This window comes from Kitasatospora sp. NPDC058478, from assembly GCF_042720345.1.
GTDB lineage: Bacteria > Actinomycetota > Actinomycetes > Streptomycetales > Streptomycetaceae > Kitasatospora.
The window spans coordinates 26691-48556 of sequence record NZ_JBHXML010000009.1; the positions used below are offsets into that span (position 1 = coordinate 26691).

Consider the following 21866-nt stretch of genomic DNA (forward strand, 5'->3'; position numbering starts at 1 on the left):
GTGCACGACCTCACAGAGGACCAGCTCGCCATCGCGGCGACCACCCGGGCCTTCGCCCGCGAACACCTGGCGCCGAACGCGGTCGCGTGGGACCAGGCCAAGCACTTCCCGGTGGACGTGCTGCGCAAGGCGGCGGACGTCGGCCTGGCCGGTGTCTACGTCCGCGAGGAGTCCGGCGGCTCCGGGCTCACCCGCGCCGACGGCGTGCTGGTGTTCGAGGCGCTGGCCACCGGCTGCCCGTCCATCGCCGCCTACCTGTCCATCCACAACATGGTCGCCTGGATGATCGACCGCTACGGCGACGACGCCCAGCGCGCCCGCTGGCTGCCGGGCCTCAGCGCCATGGCGACCCCCGCCAGCTACTGCCTCACCGAGCCCGGCGCGGGCTCGGACGCGGCGGCACTGACCACCCGAGCCCGCCGGGACGGGGCGCACTGGGTCCTCGACGGCGTCAAGCAGTTCATCTCGGGCGCAGGGGCTTCCCAGGTCTACCTGGTGATGGCCCGCACCGGCGGACCGGGGGCCGGCGGGGTGTCCGCGTTCGTCGTCGAACGCGACGACGCCGGCGTCTCGTTCGGGCCCGACGAGAAGAAGATGGGCTGGAACGCCCAGCCCACCCGCCAGGTGCGGCTGGACGGCGTCCGGCTCCCGGCCGACCGCCTCCTGGGAGCCGAGGGCGAGGGCTTCCGGATCGCCATGAACGGGCTGAACGGCGGCCGGCTCGGCATCGCCGCCTGCTCCCTCGGCGGAGCGCAGGACGCCCTGGAACGGGCCACCCGCTACCTGGCGGACCGCGAGGCGTTCGGCGCCCGGCTCCTGCACGCCCAGGCGCTGCAGTTCCGGCTCGCCGACATGGCCACGGAGCTGGAGGCGGCCAGGTCGCTGCTCTGGCGGGCCGCCTCGGCCCTGGACCGGGGGGACCCCAGAGCGCCGGAGCTGTGCGCGATGGCCAAGCGGCACGCCACCGACACCGGCTTCGAGGTCGCCAACCAGGCGCTCCAACTGCACGGCGGCTACGGCTACCTGGCCGAGTACGGCATCGAGAAGATCGTCCGCGACCTGCGGGTGCACCAGATCCTGGAAGGAACCAACGAGATCATGCGCGTCATCGTCGCCCGCGGCCTGACCGGGGCCGCGTGATGGCCGGGAACGACCTCGACGAGGTCCTGGTCCACCGCGAGGGCCGGGCCGGCCTGATCGTCCTCAACCGCCCCGCGGCCCTGAACGCCCTCACCCACGGCATGGTGCGAAGGATCTCCGAAGCCCTGGACGCGTGGGAGGAGGACGAGCGGGTCGACACCGTGGTCATCACCGGCGCCGGTGAGCGGGCCTTCTGCGCCGGCGGCGACATCGTCGCCATCCACCGCGCCGCCACCGGCGCGGACCCGGGCGCCGTCGAGGAGTTCTGGCGCGACGAGTACCGCCTCAACGCCCGCATCGCCCGCTACCCCAAGCCCTACGTCGCGCTCATGAGCGGCATCGTGATGGGCGGCGGGGTCGGGGTCTCCGCCCACGGCAGCGTCCGGATCGTCACCGGGACCACACGCATCGCCATGCCCGAGGCCGGCATCGGCTTCGTCCCCGACGTCGGCGGCACCTACCTGCTCGCCCTCGCACCGGGCGAGCTGGGTACCCACCTAGCCCTGACCGCGGGTTCCGTCGGTGCCGGTGACGCGCTGCTCTGCGGCCTCGCCGACCACTTCGTCCCGGCCGAGCGGCTGCCCGCGCTGCTGGACGACCTGGCCGAACTCCCCGTGCACGACGCCCTCGAACGGAACGTCGGGCCCGCACCGGCCGGCCTGCTGGACGGTCGGCGGGCCTGGATCGACCACTGCTACAGGGCCGACACCGTGGAGGAGATCCTCGACCGCCTGCGGGACAGCGGCGAACCGGAGGCCAAGGAGGCCGCGGACCGGATCGCCGCCAACTCGCCCGCCGCCGTGAAGGCCACCCTCGCCGCCCTGCGTCGGGCCCGCACCCTCGGCCCGCTGGAGGCCGTCCTCGACCAGGAGTACCGGACCTCCTGCGCGGCGCTCTCCACGCCGGACCTGGCCGAGGGGATCCGCGCCCAAGTGATCGACAAGGACCGCTCCCCGCGGTGGAACCCGTCGACGCTGAGCGCCGTCGAGCCCGCCACGGTGGCCCGCTACTTCGCCCCGCTCGGCGACCGGGAACTCGGCCTGGCCCCCACCACACCCCTGGAGCGCTGGTGACCCACCGCAACGGATTCAACGGAGTCATCGGATTCATCGGACTCGGCAACATGGGCGGCCCGATGGCCGCCAACCTCGCCACGGCCGGACACACCGTGACCGGCTACGACCTGGCGCCCGAGGCACTGCGGCGGGCGTCCCGGACGGAGAACGGCGTCCGTCCGGCGCGGTCCGCGACCGAGGCGGTATGGGAGGCCGACGTCGTCATCAGCATGCTGCCGGCCGGCCGGCACGTGCTGGCCGCCTACGCGGACCTGCTGCCCGCCGCCCGCCCGGGAACACTCTTCGTCGACTGCTCCACGATCGACGTCGCGGACGCCCGGGCGGCGCACGACCTCGCCGTGCACGCCGGGCACCGGGCCGTGGACGCGCCGGTCTCCGGCGGGGTGGTCGGTGCCACGGCCGCCAGCCTCACCTTCATGGTCGGAGCCGCCGAGCCGGACTTCGAGGCGGCTCGACCGGTGCTGGAGGCGATGGGCCGCAAGGTCGTGCACTGCGGACCCCCCGGTGCGGGGCAGGCCGCGAAGATCTGCAACAACATGATCCTGGGCATCTCGATGATCGCGGTCAGCGAGGCCTTCGTGCTCGGGGAGAGCCTCGGGCTCAGCCACCAGGCCCTCTACGACGTCGCCTCGACCGCCTCCGGCCAGTGCTGGGCGCTCACCACCAACTGCCCCGTCCCCGGACCGGTGCCGACCAGCCCGGCCAACCGCGACTACGCGGCCGGGTTCGCCGCCGCCCTGATGGCCAAGGACCTCGGCCTCGCCGCCGGGGCCGCCGAGGCCGCCGGCCTGCCCACCGAACTCGGACGCAGGGCGGCACAGCTGTACGCGGACTTCGCGCAGGCCGACGACGGCGCCGGCCTGGACTTCTCGGCGATCATCACCACCCTGAGGGAGGACGGCAAGTGACCGGCTACGAGACGATCCTGGTCGAGCGCAAGGGCCGGGTGGGGCTGATCACGCTCGACCGGCCCAAGGCGCTCAACGCGCTCAACACCCGGCTGATGAACGAAGTCGTGGCGGCCGCAACGGAGTTCGACCGCGATCCGGAGATCGGTGCTCTGGTGATCACCGGCTCGGAGAAGGCCTTCGCGGCCGGCGCCGACATCAAGGAGATGCAGTCGCTCGACTTCGTCGACGCCTACCTCGGCGACTGGTTCGCCGCCTGGGACCGCTTCGCCGCGCTGCGCAAGCCCGTGGTGGCGGCGGTGGCGGGCTACGCGCTGGGCGGCGGCTGCGAGTTGGCGATGCTGTGCGACGTCCTGCTGGCGGCGGACACCGCGAAGTTCGGGCAGCCGGAGATCAAGCTCGGCGTGATCCCGGGCATCGGCGGTTCGCAGCGGCTGACCCGGGCGGTCGGCAAGGCGAAGGCGATGGAACTGTGCCTGACCGGCCGGATGATGGGCGCCGAGGAGGCCGAGCGGGCCGGCCTGGTCTCCCGGATCGTCCCGGCGGACCAGCTGCTGGCCGAGGCCCTGACGGTGGCCGAGACGATCGCGGCGATGTCCACCCCGGCGGCGGTCATGCTCAAGGAGAGCGTCAACCGCTCGTACGAGACCACGCTCGCCGAGGGCGTGCGCTTCGAACGGCGCCTGTTCCACGCCACGTTCGCCACGACGGACCAGAAGGAGGGCATGGCGGCCTTCGCCGAGAAGCGCCCGCCGGAGTTCCTCAACCGCTGACGGTCCGAGCAGTTCGCGGCGCGATGTGGCGCGATGTGACGCACGAACCCTTGACCGGATCTTTTCCGTATCGCCATGATGGGCCGTCAAGTTGTGACTCCGCCGCTGGGGGAAGTCCGGTTCGAATCCGGCGCTGACCCGCAACGGTAGGCCGCCGACTCCACGTCGGCGGCGAGCCCGAGTACCCGGCGGCGGAGGTGTGTCGTCCCCTCCTCCCGTCGTGGTCTGCGGGCCGGAGCTCCGAGGGCTGCCCCGGCTGGTGCCGCCGTCCTCCGGGCCCCTGCGTGCGGGCCCGGAAAGGCCCACCGTGCCCTCGTTCCGACGCCCCCTGCGCCTCCTCGCGATACCCGCGCTCGCCCTCGCCACCGTCCTCCCGGCGGCCGCTGCCGCCCAGGCCGCGCCTGCTGCCGCGACCTCGTCCCCGACGATCCGCCCCGATGCCGCCGCCGGCGGCTGGCTCGCCCGCCAGCTCGTCGACGGCGACCACTTCGAGTCCGTCTTCAACGGGACCGCCTACCCCGACCAGGGCCTGACCATCGACGCCGTACTGGCCTTCGCCGCCTCGCGCAGCTCCGACCAGGCCGCCGCGAAGGCCACCGCCTGGCTGGCCAAGCCCGAGATCATCAGCGGCTACCTCGGCGACGGCACCACCGAGGCCTACGCCGGGGCGACCGCCAAGCTGCTGCTCGCCGTCGAGGTGCGCGGCGGGAACCCGACGGCCTTCGGCGGCGTCGACCTGCCGGCCCGCCTGCGCTCGCTCCAGACCGCCGAGGGCCGGTTCTCCGACCGCTCGCAGTGGGGCGACTACAGCAACGCCTTCGGCCAGTCCCTGGCCCTGATCGCCCTGCACCGCACGACCGGTGGCGCCCCGGCCGCGGCCGTCGACTTCCTCGCCAACAGCCAGTGCGCGGACGGCGGCTACCCGGTCGCCTTCGGCCAGGCCACCTGCACCAGCGACCCGGACGCCACCGCGCTCGCCGCCCAGGCCCTCGCCGCCACCGGCCGCACCGCCAAGGCCAACGCCGGGCTCGGCTGGCTGACCGCCCACCAGAACGCCGACGGCGGCTTCCCGGCCGCCGGGGCCGCCGCGTCCAACGCCAACACCACCGGCCTCGCCACGCAGACACTGCTCTCCGGCGGGCGCTTCGTGGCCGGCCTCAAGGGCTGGAGCAGCCTGGTCAAGCTCCAGCAGGGTTGCGCCACCGACCCGGCGGTGCGGGGGGCGGTCGCCTACGACGCGACCGGCTTCAACCCGGCCACCGGCGCCCGGGCCACCGCGCAGGCCGTCCTCGGCCTGGCCGGCACCCCGCTGGCCACCCTCTCCGCCGCCGGTGCCCGCCCGGACGCGCCCGTGCCGGCCTGCCCGGCGACCACCCGCTGACCACCCGCTGACCCCGAGAGGAGAGCTCCGATGACCGACACCCCGGCGCCCGCGCGCCCGGCCCGCCGCACCCTCGGCTCGATCGCCGCCGCCGCTGCCCTGACCGCCGGCCTGCTCGGCGTCTCCGCCGTCCAGGCCCCGAAGGCGCAGGCCGCCGCCTGCGACGGCACCACCGGCGTCACCGTCGTGGTCGACTTCACCGCCGTCGGCGGCGGTATCCAGACCGGCTGCGCACCCGGCGACCCCGCCAGCGGCCTGGCCGCGCTGACCGGCGCCGGGTTCGCGTACACCTTCCACCCGCGCTACCCGGGCTTCGTCTGCACCATCAACGCCCTGCCGACGACCTGCACCAACCCCACCGGCAGCGCCTACTGGTCGTACTGGCACGCCCAGCACGGCGGCCCCTGGTCGTACAGCAACCTGGGCGCGGGCGGCTACAACCCGGCACCCGGCGACGTCGAGGGCTGGTCCTTCGGCGCCGGCGCCCAGCCGGGCGTCACCGCGCCCTGACCTCCGGAGACACCCCGGTGCCCCGGCCCCTCCGGAAGGGGGGGCCGGGGCACCGGCGGTGCGGCACGTTCGGCGCCGCCGGGCGAGCAGCACCATGGTGGCCGTCGCAGCGGTGAACAACAGGGTGTTCACCACGCTCCCGCCGGTGGTCAGCAGCCGTGGGACAAGGCAACCGCCTGGTCCCGCCAGGTCCACACCCTCGCTGTTCGACACGCCAGCTCAGCTCTCGTCCGAGCATCTCCAGGACGGCGGTGTGGCCGTTGCGTGTTTCTGAACTCAACTAATACGTAAGGAACTTGAGGCGAAGGACCCTGGTCTGCAGAAGCTGGGCGCCGGGACGTGTGAGCGGCCCCGCGTACCGGAATCGGTGCGCGGGGCCGCTGTGGGGCATCGGGTGGTTCAGCAGTGGGGCGGGTCGGGCGCGTTGTGGAATAGAACCGCACCCCGACCGCGCAGTCCAGGCCGCAAACCCGCCAGGCTCCGCCCCGATAACTCCCTTGTGCGGCGGGTGGGTTGGGTCCTGTCGGGTCGCGAAGAGGCTGGTCTGGGGCGTCGGCGTCGGGCGGTGCGGGCTCGGGCCGCCGGGGGCCCGGTGGAAGTCCCTCCGTGCACCCGGCGTGATGTGATGGCAGGTCAGCTCGCTGCTTCCGCGTCCAGGACGGCCAGGGTATCCGGATCAGTTGCCGTAGCAGAGCGAGACGGTGTCGCCGAGGTGAACGGTGGTGGCCCGGGTGGCGGTGGTGGCGGTGGTGCCGTCCAGGGTGATCTTCCAGGTGGAGGAGCCGCTGTTGGCGGTGCCGTTGATCGCGGTGACGGCGCCGGTGCCGGAGGACGGGGTGACGGCGGTGACGCAGCCGGCGGGGGTCGCGGATGCGGCGGCGTCGAGGACGTCGCCGAGGGTTGCGGTGGTGCCGGTCGGGGTGAGGGTGACGGCGCAGACCTTGAGGGGGTTGGTGCCGTCGTCGATGACCAGCGCGAGCTTGGCGGCGGTGCCGGGGACGAAGGTGGTGGCGGCGGCCCAGGCCGGCTCGCCGGCGGTGGTCGGGGCCGGCGGGGTGGCGGTGAAGCCGGCGCCGGCGACGGCGCGCAGGCCGTCGACGGAGGCGTAGGTGGAGGGGGTGGTGTCGGTGGGCAGGTACTTGAAGCCGCCGCCGGGCTTGAACTGCTGGGCGATCAGGAAGTCGACGGGGCTCTTGCCGGTGCCGCTGGTGAAGTCGGCGCCCTGGGGGTTGATGCCGCAGGCGTTGAGGCCGGAGACGGCCCAGCCGTTGGAGTCGGTGTTGACGCCGAACATGGCGTTGAAGGCGCCGGAGGCGGTGAGCTTGCCCTTGAGGAAGTTCTTGGCGGCGACGATCGCCGGGTCGGTGGCGGGGACGCCCCCGGTGCAGAGCGAGGCCATGGCGGCGCCGGTCATGTCGATGTCGCTGCCTTGGGCGAGGGCGTTCGGGTCGCCTGCGGCCTTGCTGAAGTTCCAGCCGCCGTCGTTGTGCTGGTTGGCGCGCACCGCCGTGACGGAGGCGTCGAGCAGCGGCTGCGGGACGCGGGGGTTGCCGGCCTGGGTCTTGGCGCCCGCGAGGGCGAGGAGGCCGAAGACGGTGCCGTTGAAGTTGGCGGACGGGCCGTAGTAGCCGGGTTCGGCGGTCTGCCAGTAGGTGGCGAGGTCGGCGACGAGGTTGCGGCCCGGGCCGACCCGGGCGGGGTCGATGCCGGCGGCGTAGGCGTTGAGGATGCCGCGCTCGTAGTCCGTGACGACCGGTGAGGCGCTCGGCCAGCCGGGGGCGGCGAGTTGGCCGCGGTACACCAGGCGGGCGTTCTTGGTGGGGTCGCCGCCGGGGGTGACGTCGGCGGCGGCCGTGCCGGCGGCCGCGAGTGCGCTGAACGCCCACTCGTTGGAGAGCCCGCCGCCGGTGACGTAGCTGCCGTCGGCGGCCTGGAGCGACTTCAGGTAGGTGACGCCGGTGCTCTTCGAGGTGGCTATCTGGGTGGGGCTGGCCGTCGCGTGGGCGGGGACGGCGGAGAGCAGGAGTGCGCCGGCCGTCAGGGCGACGGAGGCGGCGCGGGAGGGGGCGGTCCGCGAGGAGGTGGTCTGCGAGGGGGTGGTTCGCGAGGGGGCGAGGAGGGACACGGGACAGGCTCCTTGGGGTGGCGGGCGCCGACCCTGCCCCGGAGTTCCGGCGTCCGTTCAAGGGCGCGCGACTGCCGGAGCGGTCGCCGCCCGGATCGCGTGGGCCGGCTTTCGCCATGGTGCGCGGCCGGGCGGGCATTCGGGCTCAGGGCGGCACGATGGCCACCCCACACCGCTGCGCGTCAGCCCCGGATTCGCACCGGGTTCCCCCGCTCGGCCACCGCGGACGCTACCGCACGGCGCACCGGCGCACGAGGTGGTGTGATCGACATGACGACCCGTTGACTCCTGTTCTACCGGCGTGGTCTGATGAACCGATTTTTTGCCCTCGGCATTCAGGGGAAGCCGGTCCAACTCCGGCGCTGACCCGCAACCGTGGACCCACCTGTGGTGGGTGAGCCGGAATGCCTGGACCGGGGGCCTGTTCACAGAGCACTTGCGTCGTCGCGGACTACGACGCGGTCCGGACGGTCCCTGCCCAGGAGACCGTCGGCTGCGCCGTTGCGTCCCGCGTCGACCGACCAGGGAGTCGTCGTGAGGGTCAGCAGCAGTCGCACACGTCACAGGAACCGGGACCTCGCCTCCGTGGTGGTCGCCGGTGCTGTCGCGGTCGCCGCCTGCGGAAGCGTCCTGTTCGGGCGCCCCGGCACCGCGGCCGCCGACCCGATCGAGCAGTGCACGGCGACGACGGGCGCGATCGTCGCCGTCGACTTCACCCACTGGGGCGGCGGCGTCGTCCGGGGCTGCGACGCCCACCCCACGACCGGGATGAACCTGCTGCACGCCGCCGGCTTCACCACCGCCGGAACCGAGCACGACGGACCCGCCTTCATCTGCCGCCTCGGAACCGGGACCTTCAACAGCGGCACCCAGTACCCGACGCCGGCCGAGGAACCCTGCGTCAACACCCCGCAGGCCACCGCGTACTGGTCGTACTGGATCGCCGAACCCGGCCAACAGGCCTGGTCCTACAGCCGGTTCGGCGCCGGGACGCAGAAGCCCAAGCCCGGCGAGGTCGAGGCCTGGGTGTACGGCGGCACCGACATCGGCGGCACCAGCGGGGCACCGGGCTTCACCCCGGACTCCGTGAGAGCGAAGAGCGGTGGTTCGTCGGCTTCGCCGTCCGCCTCGCCATCCGCCTCGCTGTCACCCTCGGCGAGCCCGACTCCGACACCGACCCCGACCGGGCCGACCTCGACCGGGCCGTCCGCCACCGGTGACCCGGCGGCCGCCGCGGCCTGGCTGGCCCGCCAACTCGTCGGCGGCGACCACATGGAGAACTGGGCCGTCGAGGGGCCGGACTACCCCCGGACCGCCCTCACCGCCATCGCCCTCGCCGCCGCCGGCACGCAGGACCCGGCGGTGCGCAGGACGACCGCCTTCCTCGCCGCCCACACCGACGCCTTCCTGTACCCCGACGGACCGGCCGGCCAGCCCGATGCGAGGGCCGCCGCACTGCTGGCCCTCGTCGCCGAGAGCACCGGCAGCGATCCCCGGGCCTTCGGCGGCCGGGACCTGATCGCCGCGCTCACCGGCCACGTCTGCACGGCGGCGGGGGAGAACGGCAGGTGCACCGCCGCCGGGGACTTCCTCGGCGCGGCCTCGCCCTGGGTCCAGTCCCTCGGCGTCATCGCCCTCCAGCGCGCCGGTGTCACGCCACCCGCCCCGGCGCTCGCCCGCTTCACGGCGCTCCAGTGCGCCGACGGCGGGGTGGCCGGATCGATGATCGTCGCCGGCGAGCACTGCGAGTCCGACCCGCTCACCACCGGCCTCGCGGTGCTCGCCCTTCGCACGGCCCCCGGGTACGAGACGGCGGCGAAGAAGGCTTCGGACCAGCTCGCGGCCGGACAGCAGGCCGACGGATCCCTGCTCCCGTACCTCGGCGCCCCCGGCGACACCATCAGCACCGCGAGCGCGGCCCAGGCGTTCAAGGCCACCGGACAGGACACCCGCCGGGCCGCCGCCACGGCCTGGCTCGCCGCCCGGCAGGGCACGGACGGCGGCTTCGGCCCCGACGCGTCGACCACCGACCCGGACCCGGCGGCCACCGAGCAGGCGATCCTGGCCCTGACCGGCACCGACCTCACCAGCGTCCGGCACAACCCGGACCCCACCACCCCGCCGACGACGCCCGCCACCACGAAGCCTGCCGGAAGAACCCCCGACGCCGCCAAGGGCAGCGCCTACCTCACCGACCCCTCCCGCCTGATCAACGGCCGCTACTACGAGGGCTTCCCGGCCTTCGCCGACTTCGGCCTCACCATCGACGGCGCCTACGCCCTCGCGGCCACCGGCACCGACGACGCCGCGCTGCGCAGGATCGTCGACTTCCTGGACCAGCCGGGCAAGGACGCCGGTGAGCGCACCGTCAACGACTGGACCGGCATCGGCACCGAGTACGCAGGCGGCGGCTCGATCGGAAAGGAGGCGCTGCTCGCCGAGGCGGTCGGCCGCAACCCGCGCGCCTTCGGCGGCCACGACCTGATCGCCGCCCTGGCCGCCCTCGTGTGCACCAAGGCCGACCAGAGCACCGGCTGCGCGGCGCCCGGCAACTACACCTACGCCACCTCGGTGTTCTCCCAGGCGCTCGGCATCATGGCCCAGCTCCGGGCCGGGGACTCGACGAACGCCGCTCCCGCGATCGCCTACCTGAAGGGCCTCCAGCACCAGGACGGCTCGTGGCCGAGCCTGATCCCCGCCACCGGGGACTCCGACGTGGACAGCACGGCGATGGCCGTCATGGCCCTCGCCCTCGTGCCGGGGGACGAGGCCGCGCGGGCCGTCGACCAGGGCCTCGGCTGGCTCGCCGCGCGGCAGCTGCCCGACGGCGGCTTCCCGGGAGCGGCCGGCGACTCGACCAACTCGGCCGCGCTCGCCATCCAGGGCATGACGCTGCGCCAGGCCTCGTACGGCGCCCGGATCGCCAAGGCGCGCGACTTCCTGGCGGGCCAGCAGAACGGGGACGGCGGGTTCAACGTCGCCTCTGCCGGGCAACCGGGATCGGACGTCCGCGCGTCCACGCAGGTGCTCGGCGGTGCCACCGGGATCTCGTTCGGCACGCTGTTCCGGGACCTCGGGGGAACGTCGACGCCGACGCCGACTCCGACTTCCACCGGGACGGCGACCCCGACGGGTACGCCGACGGGCACTCCCACGGGCACGCCGATCGATACCCCGACCGGCACGCCCACGAACACATCCACGAACACGCCCACGAACACGCCCACGAACACGCCGAGCCCGACGGGCTCGCCCGCAACGGCTGGGCCCTCGGACACCGCCGCTCCCTCGACCGGCGACGGTTCGGCCACCTGGTCGGCCGGTGGCATCGACGCTCCGGCCGGTGGCGGTGGCGCACCCGTCGCCCCCGCCGGTGGCGTGCCGGCGCAGACCGGTTCCGGCAGCCTGGCCGGGACCGGAACCCAGGCCCTGACGCTGACGGCGGGCGCGGGTGTGCTGACCGCGCTCGGCGCGGCGGCCGTCCTCGTCGCCCGGCGCCGCGCCGCAGCCGCCCCGGGGCGTCACCGGTGAGCCGGGGACTCGGCGGTCGGCTCGGCCGGCTGTCCGGGGCGGCGGCCCTGACCTTCGCCCTCGCGTTCGGCGGCGTCGCCGTGGGCACCGCCCCGGCGTCCGCGGCGCCGCTGCCGATCGACCAGTGCACCACCACCTCCGGCGTGGTGCTCGCCGTGGACTTCAGCAAGTGGGGCGGCCCGCTGCTGCGCTCCTGCGGGACCACCCCGACCACCGGCTTCACCCTGCTCAACCAGGGCGGCTGGAAGACCACCGGGACCGGCCACGACGGTCCGGCGTTCATCTGCCGGATCGGCTACAGCGGCTTCCAGGGCGGCAAGCAGTTCCCGGCCCCGGACCAGGAGAAGTGCGTCCTGACGCCCCCGGCCACGGCCTACTGGTCGTACTGGCACGCCGATCCGGGCCAGAACGAGTGGTCCTACAGCCAGCTCGGCGCGATGAGTTACCAGCCGAAGCCCGGCAGCGTCGACCTCTGGATCTTCGGTGGCACCAACATCGAGGGCACCGAGGGGCGGCCGGGCTTCTCGCCGGACAGCGTGCGCGCGAACAACTTCAGCCCCGGCGGGCAGCCCGCCGACCCCGGCCAGGGCACCACGGGCGGCTCCGGCGGCGGGTCGACGGGTGGCACGGGTACGACCGGCGGCAGCGCCACCGGCACCGGTTCGAGCGGTGGCACCGGCGGGACCGGAACCACCGGAAACGCAGGCGGAACCGGCAGCACCAGCAGCACCGGCAGCAGCGGCGGAACCGGCGGCACCAGCGGCGCAGGCACGACCGGTGGCACCGGATCGGGCCGGGCCCCGGCCCCCGCCAAGCCCCCGACGGGCGGAGCCCGCCCGCCCGCGCCCGCCACGACCCCGGGGCCCGGCGCCGCCGCCACCCCCGAGGACGGCATCACTCCGCCCGGAGCGCCCGAGCCGACGCCCGTGCCCGCCACGCCGGTGCCGGTCGAGCCGCCCACCGCGCCGCCGACGGACACCCCGAGCGATCAGCCGACCCCGCAGACGGTCGAGGCCGCGGCCGCGCCGACGTCCACCCCCGCCGTGCCCGGCGGCGTGGTGGACGCCAATCCGGTGGCGGACGCCCCGCACGACTCCGGGTCGATGGCCCCTGCCGTCATCGCGACCGCCCTCGTGGGGGCGCTGGGCGCGGCCACCGTGGTCGTCGCGCGCCGCCGCCGCCGACGGGCCGAGTGATCCGGTGACCAAGCCCGACGAACCCGGCGCCGTCCCCCCGAAGCCCGACCCGAAGCCGAAGCCCAACCCGAAGCCCACCCCCCGACGGGACGCCGGGAGCCGGCGCAGCCCCCGGAACCTGCACCCGCTGGCCTGGTGGACCTGGGCGCTCGCCCTGGCGACGGCGGCCAGCCGCACCACCAACCCGCTGCTGCTCCTGCTGGTCCTCGCCGTGCTCGGCTACGTGGTCACCGCCCGCCGGACCGAGGCCCCGTGGGCCCGCGGGTTCACCTACTACCTGTGGCTGGCCCTGACCGTGGTGGCGATCCGGGTGGTGTTCCGGTGCGTCTTCGCCACCGGCATCACCCCGCACGACCACCTGCTCTTCTCGCTCCCGCACCTCCCCACCCCCGCCTGGTACGCGGGCATCCGGATCGGCGGGCCGGTCTCCCTGGAGGCGACCCTCTCCGCCGCCTTCGACGGGCTGCGTCTGGCCTGCCTGATCTGCTGCATCGGCGCCGCCAACACGCTCGCCAACCCCAAGCGCGCCCTGCGGGTCCTGCCCGGCGCCCTGTACGAGCTGGGCGTCGCCGTGACGGTGTCGCTGAGCGTCGCCCCGCAGCTGGTGCAGAGTGTCCAACGCGTCGCCCGGGCAAGGCGGTTGCGGGCCGGGCAGCGGAAGGGCGTCCGCGCGCTGCGCAGCATCGTCGTCCCGGTGCTGGAGGACGCGCTGGAGCGTTCGCTGCACCTGGCCGCCGCGATGGACTCGCGCGGTTACGGCCGCTCCGGCACCGCGACCCGCCGCTCCCGCCGCGTCACCGGCGCCCTGATGCTGCTCGGCATGTGCGGCCTGTGCGCCGGGGTGTACGGGCTCCTGGACGGAACCGCCCCCGCTGCCCTGGGGCTTCCGGCCTTCCTCGCGGGCGCCCTGCTCTGCGTGGCGGGGCTGATCCTCGGCGGCCGGCGCGTGCGGCGCACCACCTACCGGCCGGACCGCTGGCGGGCCGCCGAGTGGGGCGTCGCGGGCTGCGGGGTGATTGCCGCCGTCCTGCTGTTCGCCACCGTCGGCTACGCCGCCACCGACCTCAACCCCTCGCTCTACCCGCTCAGTTGGCCGAGCCTGCCGCTCGTCCCGGTGCTCGCCCTGCTGCTGGCCGGTGCCGCCGGGGTCGTCGCGCCGCCGCCGGGCCGTACCCCGGAGCCCGCCACCGGGGCCCGCCGCACCGGCACCGACCGCACGACCCCCGAGGTGAGCACGTGATCCGATTCGACCAGGTCGGCGTGGTGTACGACGGCGAGACCACCCCCGTCCTGCGCGACGTCGACCTGCACATCCCGGAGGGCGAGCTCTGCCTGGTGGTCGGCCGCACCGGCGTCGGCAAGTCGACCCTGCTCGGCGCCGTCAACGGCCTCGTGCCGCACTTCACCGGCGGCACCCTGCGAGGCAGGGTCACCGTGGACGGCCGGGACACCGCGCACCACCCGCCGCGCGAACTCGCCGACGTGGTGGGCGTGGTGGGGCAGGACCCGCTGGCCGGCTTCACCACCGACACGGTGGAGGAGGAACTCGCCTACGTCATGGAGCAGTTGGCCGTCCCGCCGGAGGTGATGCGCAAGCGCGTCGAGGAGACCCTCGACCTGCTCGGCCTCGCCGACCTGCGCCACCGCGCCCTGCACGAGCTCTCCGGCGGCCAGCAGCAGCGCGTCGCCATCGGCTCGGTGCTCACCGCGCACCCGCGCGTCCTGGTCCTGGACGAACCGACCTCGGCGCTCGACCCGACCGCCGCCGAGGAGGTGCTCGCGGCCATCACCCGCCTGGTCCACGACCTCGGCGTCACCGTCCTGCTCGCCGAACACCGCCTGGAGCGGGTCGTCCAGTACGCCGACCGCGTCGCCTACCTGCCCGGCGACGGGACGGTCGTGCACGGGCCGCCCGCCGAGGTCTTCCGGCACGCCGCGATCGCGCCGCCCGTCGTCGACCTCGGCCGGCTGGCCGGGTGGCGGCCGCTGCCGCTCTCCGTCCGGGACGCCCGCCGCGCCGCCGCCCCGCTGCGGGAGCGGCTCACCGACGTGCCCGTTCCTCCGCCGCGCCGGGCAGCGGTGGCGGGGGAGCGGGTGCTGGACGCCCGGGGGGTGGTCGTCCGGTACGGGCCGGTCGCCGCCGTCCGGGAGGTCGGGTTGGACCTGAGGGCCGGCGAGGTCACCGCGCTGATGGGGCGCAACGGCTCGGGCAAGTCCTCGCTCCTGTGGGCCCTCCAGGGCTCCGGCCCCCGGCAGGGCGGCAGCGTGCAGGTCCTCGGCGCCGACGGCGGGCCGGCCGCGGACCCCAAGCGGCTCTCCGCGACCAGGGCCCGGCAGCTCGTCGGGCTCGTCCCGCAGACCCCGACCGACCTGCTGTACCTGGAGACGGTCGCCCAGGAACTCGCCCAGAGCGACCTGGAGGCCCGCAGCGCAGCAGGCCCGACCACAGCCGGGCCGACCGCCGCAGGCCCGACCACAGCCGGCCCGACCGCAGCAAGCCCGACCGCGCGGCAGATCCTCGACCGGCTCGCCCCCGGGATCCCCGACGGCACCCACCCCCGGGACCTCTCCGAGGGCCAGAAGCTGGCCCTGGTCCTGGCGATCCAACTGGCCGCCGCGCCAAGGGTGGTGCTGCTGGACGAACCCACCCGAGGGCTCGACTACCACGCGAAGGAAGCGCTCACCGGCATCGTCGACGCCCTCGCCGCCGAAGGCCGTACGGTCGTCGTCTCCACCCACGACGTCGAGTTCGTCGCCGCCGCCGCCGACCGGGTGGTGGTGATGGCCGAGGGCGAGATCGTCGCCGACGGCCCCACCGCCGAGGTCATCGTCGCCTCGCCCACCTTCGCCCCCCAGACCGCCAAGGTCCTCGCCCCGCTGCCCTACCTGACCACCCGGCAGGTCGCCGCCGCCCTCGCGCCCGCGCAGGCCGCCCGGTGAGCGCCGTCCGGATCCCCGGCCGGGCCCGCGTCGTCGCGGCCCTGGCCGCCTTCATCGGCCTGGTCGCCTTCACCTGGCCGTTCGTCGTCGCCCCCGGGAAGTTCGGTTCCTCCTACGCCCCGCCGCTGATCTTCGGCACCCTGCTGATCCTGGTGCTCGCCGTCGTCATCGCCGAGATCGCGGCCGGCGGCATCGACGCCAAGGCCCTCGCCATGCTCGGCGTCCTGTCCGCCGTCAACGCCGGGCTGCGCCCGCTCGGCGCCGGCACCGCCGGGGTGGAGACGGTTTTCTTCCTCCTCGTCCTGGCCGGCCGGGTCTTCGGCCCGGGCTTCGGCTTCACCCTCGGCTGCACCTCGCTGTTCGCCTCCGCGCTGCTCACCGGCGGCGTCGGCCCCTGGATGCCGTACCAGATGTTCGGCTGCGCGTTCGTCGGCATGCTCGCCGGGCTGCTGCCGAGAACCCGACGGCGGCGCTGGGAGGTGGCGATGCTGGCCGCGTACGGGGCGTTCTCCGGGTACCTCTTCGGCTTCCTCCTCAACCTCTCCTTCTGGCCGTTCTCCACCGACCCGAACAGTTCCATCGCCTACCTGCCGGGGCTGCCCTTCACCGAGCAGTGGCACCGCTACCTGCTCTTCGACCTCGCCACCTCGCTCGGCTGGGACACCGGCCGGGCCGTCACCACCTTCACCGCCGTGCTCGTCGTCGGCCCGGCCGTCCTCACCGTCTTCCGCCGCGCGGCCCGCCGCGCCAACTTCGAGCCCATGGTGGGCTTCGAAGCCCCGGACGCCCCGGACAGTCGACGAGTCACCGCGAACGACACCGCGAACGACACCGCGAACGCCGCCGCGAACGGCACCGCCACCGGCTCCGCGAGCGGCGAGGGAGTCTCACCATGCGGACGGCTTCCGTGAATTCCGCGTCGGCCCCGGCGGTTTGCCCCTAAGCTGGCGACGCAGCTGGTTCGTCCTGCCCGCCAGGCAGGACGTCGCAAGAGGGAACCCGGTGGGAATCCGGGACTGCCCCGCAGCGGTGAGTGGGAACGACCGCCGTCATACGCACTGGACCCGGGACGGGTCTGGGAAGCGATGGCCAGTAGGTACCGGACGCCAACAGGCCCGGTGCGCCCACGAGTCCGAAGACCTGCCCGTTGCCCGCCCGCGGACCGTTCCGCGTGCGGATATCCCGGTGACCTCGTGGGCGGGTCGGCGACCATACCAGGCGGGTCCGGCACGCGCATCGACGTGAGCCGCCGCCCGGTTCGTCATCCCTTCGCGCTCTCGTCCCGTCCCCGGGCACTTGAGGAGCCAGACTCGCGAAGGAGAGTCCCTTGACCACGAAGTCCGCAGCCGCGGCAACCAGGGCCACCGTGTACGGCTACCCCCGACAGGGCCAGGGCCGGGAGCTGAAGAAGGCCGTCGAGGGCTACTGGAAGGGCACGGTCACCGCCGACGCCCTGCGGGAGACGGCGGTCGGCCTGCGCCGGAAGAACTGGGCGCAGCTCGCCGGGGCCGGTGTCCTGGAAGTGCCCACCGGCGACTTCTCGCTCTACGACCACGTGCTGGACACCACGGTCGCCGTCGGCGCGATCCCGCCCCGGCACCGGGATGCGGTCGAAATCGACGCGCTGGACGGCTACTTCGCCATGGCACGCGGCACCCAGGAGGTCGCGCCACTGGAGATGACCAAGTGGTTCGACACCAACTACCACTACCTGGTGCCCGAACTCGGCCCGGACACCGTCTTCACCGCGAACCCGGCCAAGGCCGTCGGGGAGTTCCGGGAGGCGCTGGCGCTCGGCCACACCGCACGCCCCGTGCTCGTCGGCCCCCTCACCTACCTGCTGCTCGCCAAGCCCGCCCCCGGTGTCGCCGAGGACTTCCAGCCGATCACCCTGCTGGACCGGCTGCTGCCCGTCTACGCGCAGCTGCTGGCGGACCTGAAGGCGGCCGGCGCCGAGTGGGTGCAACTGGACGAGCCCGCCCTGGTGCAGGACCGCACCCCGGCCGAGCTGAACGCCGCCGCCCGCGCCTACCGTGAGCTGGGCGGTCTGGCGGACCGTCCGAAGCTGCTGGTCGCGAGCTACTTCGACCGCCTGGGCGAGGCCCTGCCGGTGCTGGCCAAGGCCCCGGTCGAGGGCCTGGCGCTGGACTTCACGGGGCCCGCCGCGGCGAACCTTGACGACCTGGCCGCCGTCGGCGGGCTGCCCGGCAAGCGGCTGGTCGCCGGGGTGGTCGACGGGCGCAACATCTGGATCAACGACCTGGAGAAGTCGCTGGCCACCCTGGCGACCCTGTTGGGCCTCGCCGAGCGGGTCGACGTCGCCCCGTCCTGCTCCCTCCTGCACGTGCCGCTGGACGCCGCCGCCGAACGCGACGTCGACCCGCAGATCCTGCGCTGGCTCGCCTTCGCCCAGCAGAAGGCCAGGGAGGTGGCGCTGCTGGCCCGGGGCCTGCGCGAGGGTACGGGGGCGATCGCCGCCGACCTGGCCGCCAACCGCGCCGACCTCGCCTCGCGCGCCAACTCGCCGATCACCCACGACCCGGCGGTGCGCGCCCGCACCGCCGCCGTCACCGACGCGGATGCGCGCCGCGCCCAGGCCTACCCGCAGCGGGCCGAGGCCCAGCGTGCCCGGCTCGGCCTGCCGCTGCTGCCGACCACCACCATCGGCTCGTTCCCGCAGACCTCCGAACTGCGGGTCGCCCGGGCCGACCTCACGGCGGGCCGGATCGACGCGGCGGCCTACCGGGAGCGGATGGAGACCGAGGTCCGGGAGGTCATCGCCTTCCAGGAGAAGGCCGGACTGGACGTCCTGGTGCACGGCGAGCCCGAGCGCAACGACATGGTCCAGTACTTCGCCGAACAGCTCACCGGCTACCTCGCCACCCGGCACGGCTGGGTGCAGTCCTACGGCACCCGGTACGTGCGCCCGCCGGTCCTGGCCGGGGACATCTCCCGCCCGCACCCGATGACCGTCGACTGGTTCCGCTACGCGCAGGGCCTCACCGACCGTCCGGTCAAGGGCATGCTCACCGGCCCCGTCACGATGCTCGCTTGGTCCTTCGTCCGCGACGACCAGCCGCTCGGCGACACCGCCCGCCAGGTCGCCCTCGCCCTGCGCGACGAGGTCACCGACCTGGAGGCCGTGGGCGCGGCCGTCGTCCAGGTCGACGAGCCGGCCCTGCGCGAGACCCTGCCGTTGCGCGCCGCCGACCGCCCGGCGTACCTGGCGTGGGCGACCGAGTCCTTCCGCCTGGCCACCTCGGGCGTCCGCGCCGACACCCAGGTCCACACCCACATGTGCTACGCCGAGTTCGGCGCGATCATGACGGCGATCGACGAGCTCGACGCGGACGTCATCTCGCTGGAGGCCACCCGCTCGCACATGGAGGTCGCCGGAGAGCTCGCCGGGGCCGGCTACCCGCGCGAGGTCGGCCCGGGCGTCTGGGACATCCACTCCCCGCGCGTCCCGAGCACCGAGGAGGCCGTGGAACTGCTGCGTGCGGGCCTGGCCGCCATCCCCGCAGAGCGGCTCTGGGTCAACCCCGACTGCGGCCTGAAGACCCGCGGCTGGACGGAGACCCGCGCCTCGCTCGACAGCCTCGTCGGCGCCGCCCGCCGCCTGCGCGCGGAGCTGGCCGGCTGACCTGCCGGTGACGCGACCCGGCCGGGCCCCGCACGCCGTGCGGCGCCCGGCCGGGTCGGGTCGCTTCCGGGCGGGCTGCCGTACGGCGGCCCGGCCGGTTTCACCCGGACCCGGGAAGCCCGAGGTTCTGGTAGATCTCCGTCGTCACCGTCGAGAAGTTCATGGTCATGAAATGCAGCCCGGGAACTTCCTCGGACAGCAGGCGCCGGCACATTCCGGTGGCGTGATCGATACCGATCGCCCGGACGGCCTTCGGGTTGTCCTGCTGCTTCAGCATGCTTTCGGAAAGCTCATCGGGAATGGCGGCGGTGGTCAGCGTCGGAATCCTCCGAAGTGACCGGATGCTGGTCACCGGCATGATCTCAGGAATGACCGGAACGGTGCAGCCGGCCGATTCCAGTCGATCCCGGAAACGGAGGTAGCTGTCCACGTCGAAGAACATCTGGGTGATGGCGTAGTCGGCTCCGGCCCGGCACTTCTCGATGAAGTGCCTGATCTCGGAATCCCAGTCGGGGGACCTCGGGTGCAGGTCGGGGAACGCGGCCACGCCGACGCAGAAGTCGCCGGACTCCTTGATCAGCCGTACCAGGTCGGCGGCGTACTCCACCCCGTCGGGGTGGCGGTGCCAGGTGCCCAGCGGATCGCCCGGCGGGTCGCCGCGCAGCGCCAGGATGTTGCGAACGCCCTGGTCGGCGTAGTGGCCGAGGATGTTCCGCAGTTCGGCGACGCTGTGGCCGACCGCGGTCAGGTGGGCGGTCGGTGTGAGGGTGGTCTCCTGCGCGATGCGGCCGGTGACGTTCACCGTCCGCTCCCGTGTCGACCCGCCGGCGCCGTAGGTCACCGAGACGAAGGTGGGGGACAGCGCTTCCAGGCGCCGGATCGCATTCCACAGGCCGACCTCCGCTTCGGCACTCCGGGGCGGCATGAATTCGAATGAAGAGGAAAGCCTGCCGGTCGCGAGGAGTTCGCGGATGGAGGTCGCCCGATCCGTGCGCGTGGAGGGAATTCCGAGTGTCATGGCAGGAGGTTAACCAGCCGGGCTATCGGTCGTCCTCAGGTGTCCACTCTGTGATACGAATTTTCTCGGTGGTGCGAGTTGGGGGACAGGTGGGGCGGGCGGCACAATGGGGGCATGAAAAGACCTTCGCAGGTATTGTCGGGGCTGCCCGAATGGGACCGGTGCGCGGTGATGGGAGTCGTGAACGTGACCCCCGACTCGTTCTCGGACGGCGGCCGCTGGCTGGACCCGGGGCGCGCGGTGGACCGAGGACTGCTGCTGGCCGAACAGGGCGCCGACATCGTGGACGTCGGCGGCGAGTCGACCCGGCCGGGAGCGACCAGGGTGTCCGAGGAGGAGGAACTGCGCCGGGTCCTGCCGGTGGTGCGCTCGCTCACCGACAAGGGCGTCCTGGTCAGCATCGACACGATGCGGGCCCGGGTCGTCGAAGCGGCGGTGGAAGCCGGCGCCCGGATCATCAACGACGTCAGCGGGGGCCGGGCCGACGCGGGCATGATCGGCGCCGCGGCCAGGGCCGGAGTGCCCTTCGTCGTCATGCACTGGCGCGGGCAGTCCGCCCGCATGGACGAACTGGCCGCGTACGAGGACGTCGCGGCCGAGGTGATCCGTGAGGTCGCACGGCAGATGGACACGGTGGTGTCGGCCGGGGTCGACCCCTCCCAGGTCATCGTGGACCCGGGCCTCGGCTTCGCCAAACGCCGGCAGGACGACTGGGCGCTGCTGGCATCGCTCGACGCCTGGCGCGTGCTGGGGCGCCCGCTCCTGGTGGCGGCCTCGCGCAAGCGCTTCCTGGGCGAGCTGCTGGCCGACCCGCGGACGGGCGAGGCCCGTCCGGCCCGTGAACGCGACGCGGCCACCGCGGCGGCCAGCGTCCTGGCCGCCGCGCAGGGCGCGTGGGCGGTGCGGGTGCACGAGGTCCGGGACACGGCCGACGCCGTCCGGGTCGAGGCCGCGATCCGAACCAACCGGGTCTGAGAGAGGAAGTACGCGCCATGCCACGTCCGACCGGGCGGAAGGTCTACGCCCACGCCAAGCTGCGCCGGCTGCGCCGCGAGCACGGCATGAACCAGGTCGAGCTGGCGCGCGAGCTCGGCATCTCGACCAGCTACCGAGACTATTCGCAGTGCATCGGGCTTTAGCCCGGTGGTGAGGCGAATCCTTGGCCCGTAGGCGCGGAGCGCCGCAGTGCGCTCCGTGCAGGTTCTAGGCCGGGCGGTTCTGCTGCTCGATGTACTGGCGGAGCACGCTGATCGGTGCTCCGCCGACCGACCCCGCGAAGTACGAGCCGGACCACAGCTTCTGTGCGCGCCAGTAGTGGCGGACCAGTTCGGGATACTCCTGGCGCATCCGGCGTGAGCTGACGCCCTTGAGGCTGTTGACCAGCTTGGACAGGGCGACCTTCGGGGGGAAGTTCACCAGCAGGTGGACGTGGTTGTTCTCACCGTTGAACTCCACGATCTCGCACTCGAAGTCTTCGGCGACCGTCCGCATGATCTCCTCCACCCGTCGAAGATGGGCGTCGTTGAACACCTTGTGCCGGAATTTCGTCACGAAAACCAAGTGCGCGTGAAGCGCGAATGTGCAGTGCCTGCCTGTACGGATCTCCTGATGCTCAGTCATAAACC

General features: G+C 73.8%; 16 protein-coding genes, 1 pseudogene and 4 riboswitches. Of the genes and pseudogenes, 14 read left to right on the forward strand and 3 right to left on the reverse strand.

Going from position 1 to position 21866, the window contains the following annotated elements:
- The 6 genes from ACFWPT_RS07115 to ACFWPT_RS07140 all read left to right on the forward strand — a co-directional run bounded on the left by ACFWPT_RS07115 (position 1) and on the right by ACFWPT_RS07140 (position 5788).
- Positions 1-1140, forward strand: a complete 1140-nt coding sequence (locus ACFWPT_RS07115) for an acyl-CoA dehydrogenase family protein (RefSeq protein WP_380368400.1) — start codon at positions 1-3, stop codon at positions 1138-1140.
- The gene (locus ACFWPT_RS07120; RefSeq protein ID WP_380480180.1) at positions 1140-2213 is read left to right on the forward strand and encodes an enoyl-CoA hydratase/isomerase family protein; all 1074 of its coding nucleotides are present in this window, start codon (positions 1140-1142) and stop codon (positions 2211-2213) included. Before ACFWPT_RS07115 ends, ACFWPT_RS07120 begins: the two co-directional genes overlap by 1 nt.
- On the forward strand, positions 2210-3124 hold the full coding sequence (gene mmsB, locus ACFWPT_RS07125) for a 3-hydroxyisobutyrate dehydrogenase (protein WP_380480182.1): 915 nt from the start codon (positions 2210-2212) through the stop codon (positions 3122-3124). Before ACFWPT_RS07120 ends, mmsB begins: the two co-directional genes overlap by 4 nt.
- Positions 3121-3897, forward strand: coding sequence for an enoyl-CoA hydratase (locus ACFWPT_RS07130; RefSeq protein WP_380480184.1), 777 nt, complete (start codon positions 3121-3123; stop codon positions 3895-3897). The genes mmsB and ACFWPT_RS07130 overlap by 4 nt, the downstream gene beginning before the upstream one ends.
- Before the next feature lie 67 nt (positions 3898-3964).
- A riboswitch (cobalamin riboswitch) is annotated at positions 3965-4105 on the forward strand.
- A gap of 99 nt (positions 4106-4204) precedes the next feature.
- On the forward strand, positions 4205-5278 hold the full coding sequence (locus tag ACFWPT_RS07135; RefSeq protein ID WP_380480186.1) for a peptidase: 1074 nt from the start codon (positions 4205-4207) through the stop codon (positions 5276-5278).
- A 30-nt stretch (positions 5279-5308) separates the two neighbouring features.
- Positions 5309-5788 (forward strand): flagellar hook-length control protein FliK, encoded by a 480-nt coding sequence (locus ACFWPT_RS07140; RefSeq protein ID WP_380480188.1) that lies wholly within the window; start codon positions 5309-5311, stop codon positions 5786-5788.
- A gap of 676 nt (positions 5789-6464) precedes the next feature.
- Here the strand turns inward: ACFWPT_RS07140 and ACFWPT_RS07145 are convergent.
- A complete protein-coding gene (locus ACFWPT_RS07145; protein ID WP_380480318.1) occupies positions 6465-7829 on the reverse strand; it encodes a hypothetical protein in 1365 nt (454 codons plus the stop codon).
- A 217-nt stretch (positions 7830-8046) separates the two neighbouring features.
- A riboswitch (cobalamin riboswitch) is annotated at positions 8047-8123 on the reverse strand.
- Positions 8124-8200: 77 nt separating this feature from the next.
- Positions 8201-8344, forward strand: a riboswitch (cobalamin riboswitch).
- A 103-nt stretch (positions 8345-8447) separates the two neighbouring features.
- On the opposite strand from ACFWPT_RS07145, the gene ACFWPT_RS07150 reads away from it, so the two are divergent.
- The 6 genes from ACFWPT_RS07150 (at position 8448) to metE (ending at position 19223) form a co-directional block, all read left to right on the forward strand.
- On the forward strand, positions 8448-11444 hold the full coding sequence (locus ACFWPT_RS07150; RefSeq protein WP_380480190.1) for a prenyltransferase/squalene oxidase repeat-containing protein: 2997 nt from the start codon (positions 8448-8450) through the stop codon (positions 11442-11444).
- Positions 11441-12640, forward strand: coding sequence for a hypothetical protein (locus ACFWPT_RS07155; protein WP_380480192.1), 1200 nt, complete (start codon positions 11441-11443; stop codon positions 12638-12640). Before ACFWPT_RS07150 ends, ACFWPT_RS07155 begins: the two co-directional genes overlap by 4 nt.
- Positions 12641-12758: 118 nt before the next feature.
- Positions 12759-13880 carry a CbiQ family ECF transporter T component gene (locus ACFWPT_RS07160; protein ID WP_380480320.1) on the forward strand — a complete coding sequence of 374 codons (1122 nt, stop codon included), beginning with the start codon at positions 12759-12761 and terminating at the stop codon, positions 13878-13880.
- The gene (locus tag ACFWPT_RS07165; RefSeq protein WP_380480195.1) at positions 13877-15580 is read left to right on the forward strand and encodes an ABC transporter ATP-binding protein; all 1704 of its coding nucleotides are present in this window, start codon (positions 13877-13879) and stop codon (positions 15578-15580) included. Before ACFWPT_RS07160 ends, ACFWPT_RS07165 begins: the two co-directional genes overlap by 4 nt.
- On the forward strand, positions 15577-16491 hold the full coding sequence (locus tag ACFWPT_RS07170; protein WP_380480197.1) for an ECF transporter S component: 915 nt from the start codon (positions 15577-15579) through the stop codon (positions 16489-16491). The genes ACFWPT_RS07165 and ACFWPT_RS07170 overlap by 4 nt, the downstream gene beginning before the upstream one ends.
- Before the next feature lie 29 nt (positions 16492-16520).
- Positions 16521-16743, forward strand: a riboswitch (cobalamin riboswitch).
- A gap of 164 nt (positions 16744-16907) precedes the next feature.
- Positions 16908-19223, forward strand: a complete 2316-nt coding sequence (gene metE, locus ACFWPT_RS07175) for a 5-methyltetrahydropteroyltriglutamate--homocysteine S-methyltransferase (RefSeq protein WP_380480199.1) — start codon at positions 16908-16910, stop codon at positions 19221-19223.
- 100 nt (positions 19224-19323) lie between these two features.
- Here the strand turns inward: metE and metF are convergent, their stop codons facing one another.
- Positions 19324-20241: a methylenetetrahydrofolate reductase [NAD(P)H] gene (gene metF, locus ACFWPT_RS07180; RefSeq protein WP_380480201.1), complete on the reverse strand. Its 918-nt coding sequence runs from the start codon at positions 20239-20241 to the stop codon at positions 19324-19326.
- Between the two features lie 114 nt (positions 20242-20355).
- Between metF and folP the strand changes: the two genes are divergently transcribed.
- Positions 20356-21216 (forward strand): dihydropteroate synthase, encoded by an 861-nt coding sequence (gene folP / locus ACFWPT_RS07185; protein WP_380480203.1) that lies wholly within the window; start codon positions 20356-20358, stop codon positions 21214-21216.
- Between the two features lie 17 nt (positions 21217-21233).
- A pseudogene (locus ACFWPT_RS07190) lies at positions 21234-21350 on the forward strand (helix-turn-helix domain-containing protein); the annotation flags it as partial.
- A gap of 94 nt (positions 21351-21444) precedes the next feature.
- Here ACFWPT_RS07190 and tnpA read toward each other — a convergent pair.
- Entirely contained in the window at positions 21445-21861 is a 417-nt protein-coding gene (gene tnpA, locus ACFWPT_RS07195) for an IS200/IS605 family transposase (protein ID WP_380368355.1), read from the reverse strand.
- Positions 21862-21866 lie beyond the last annotated feature (5 nt).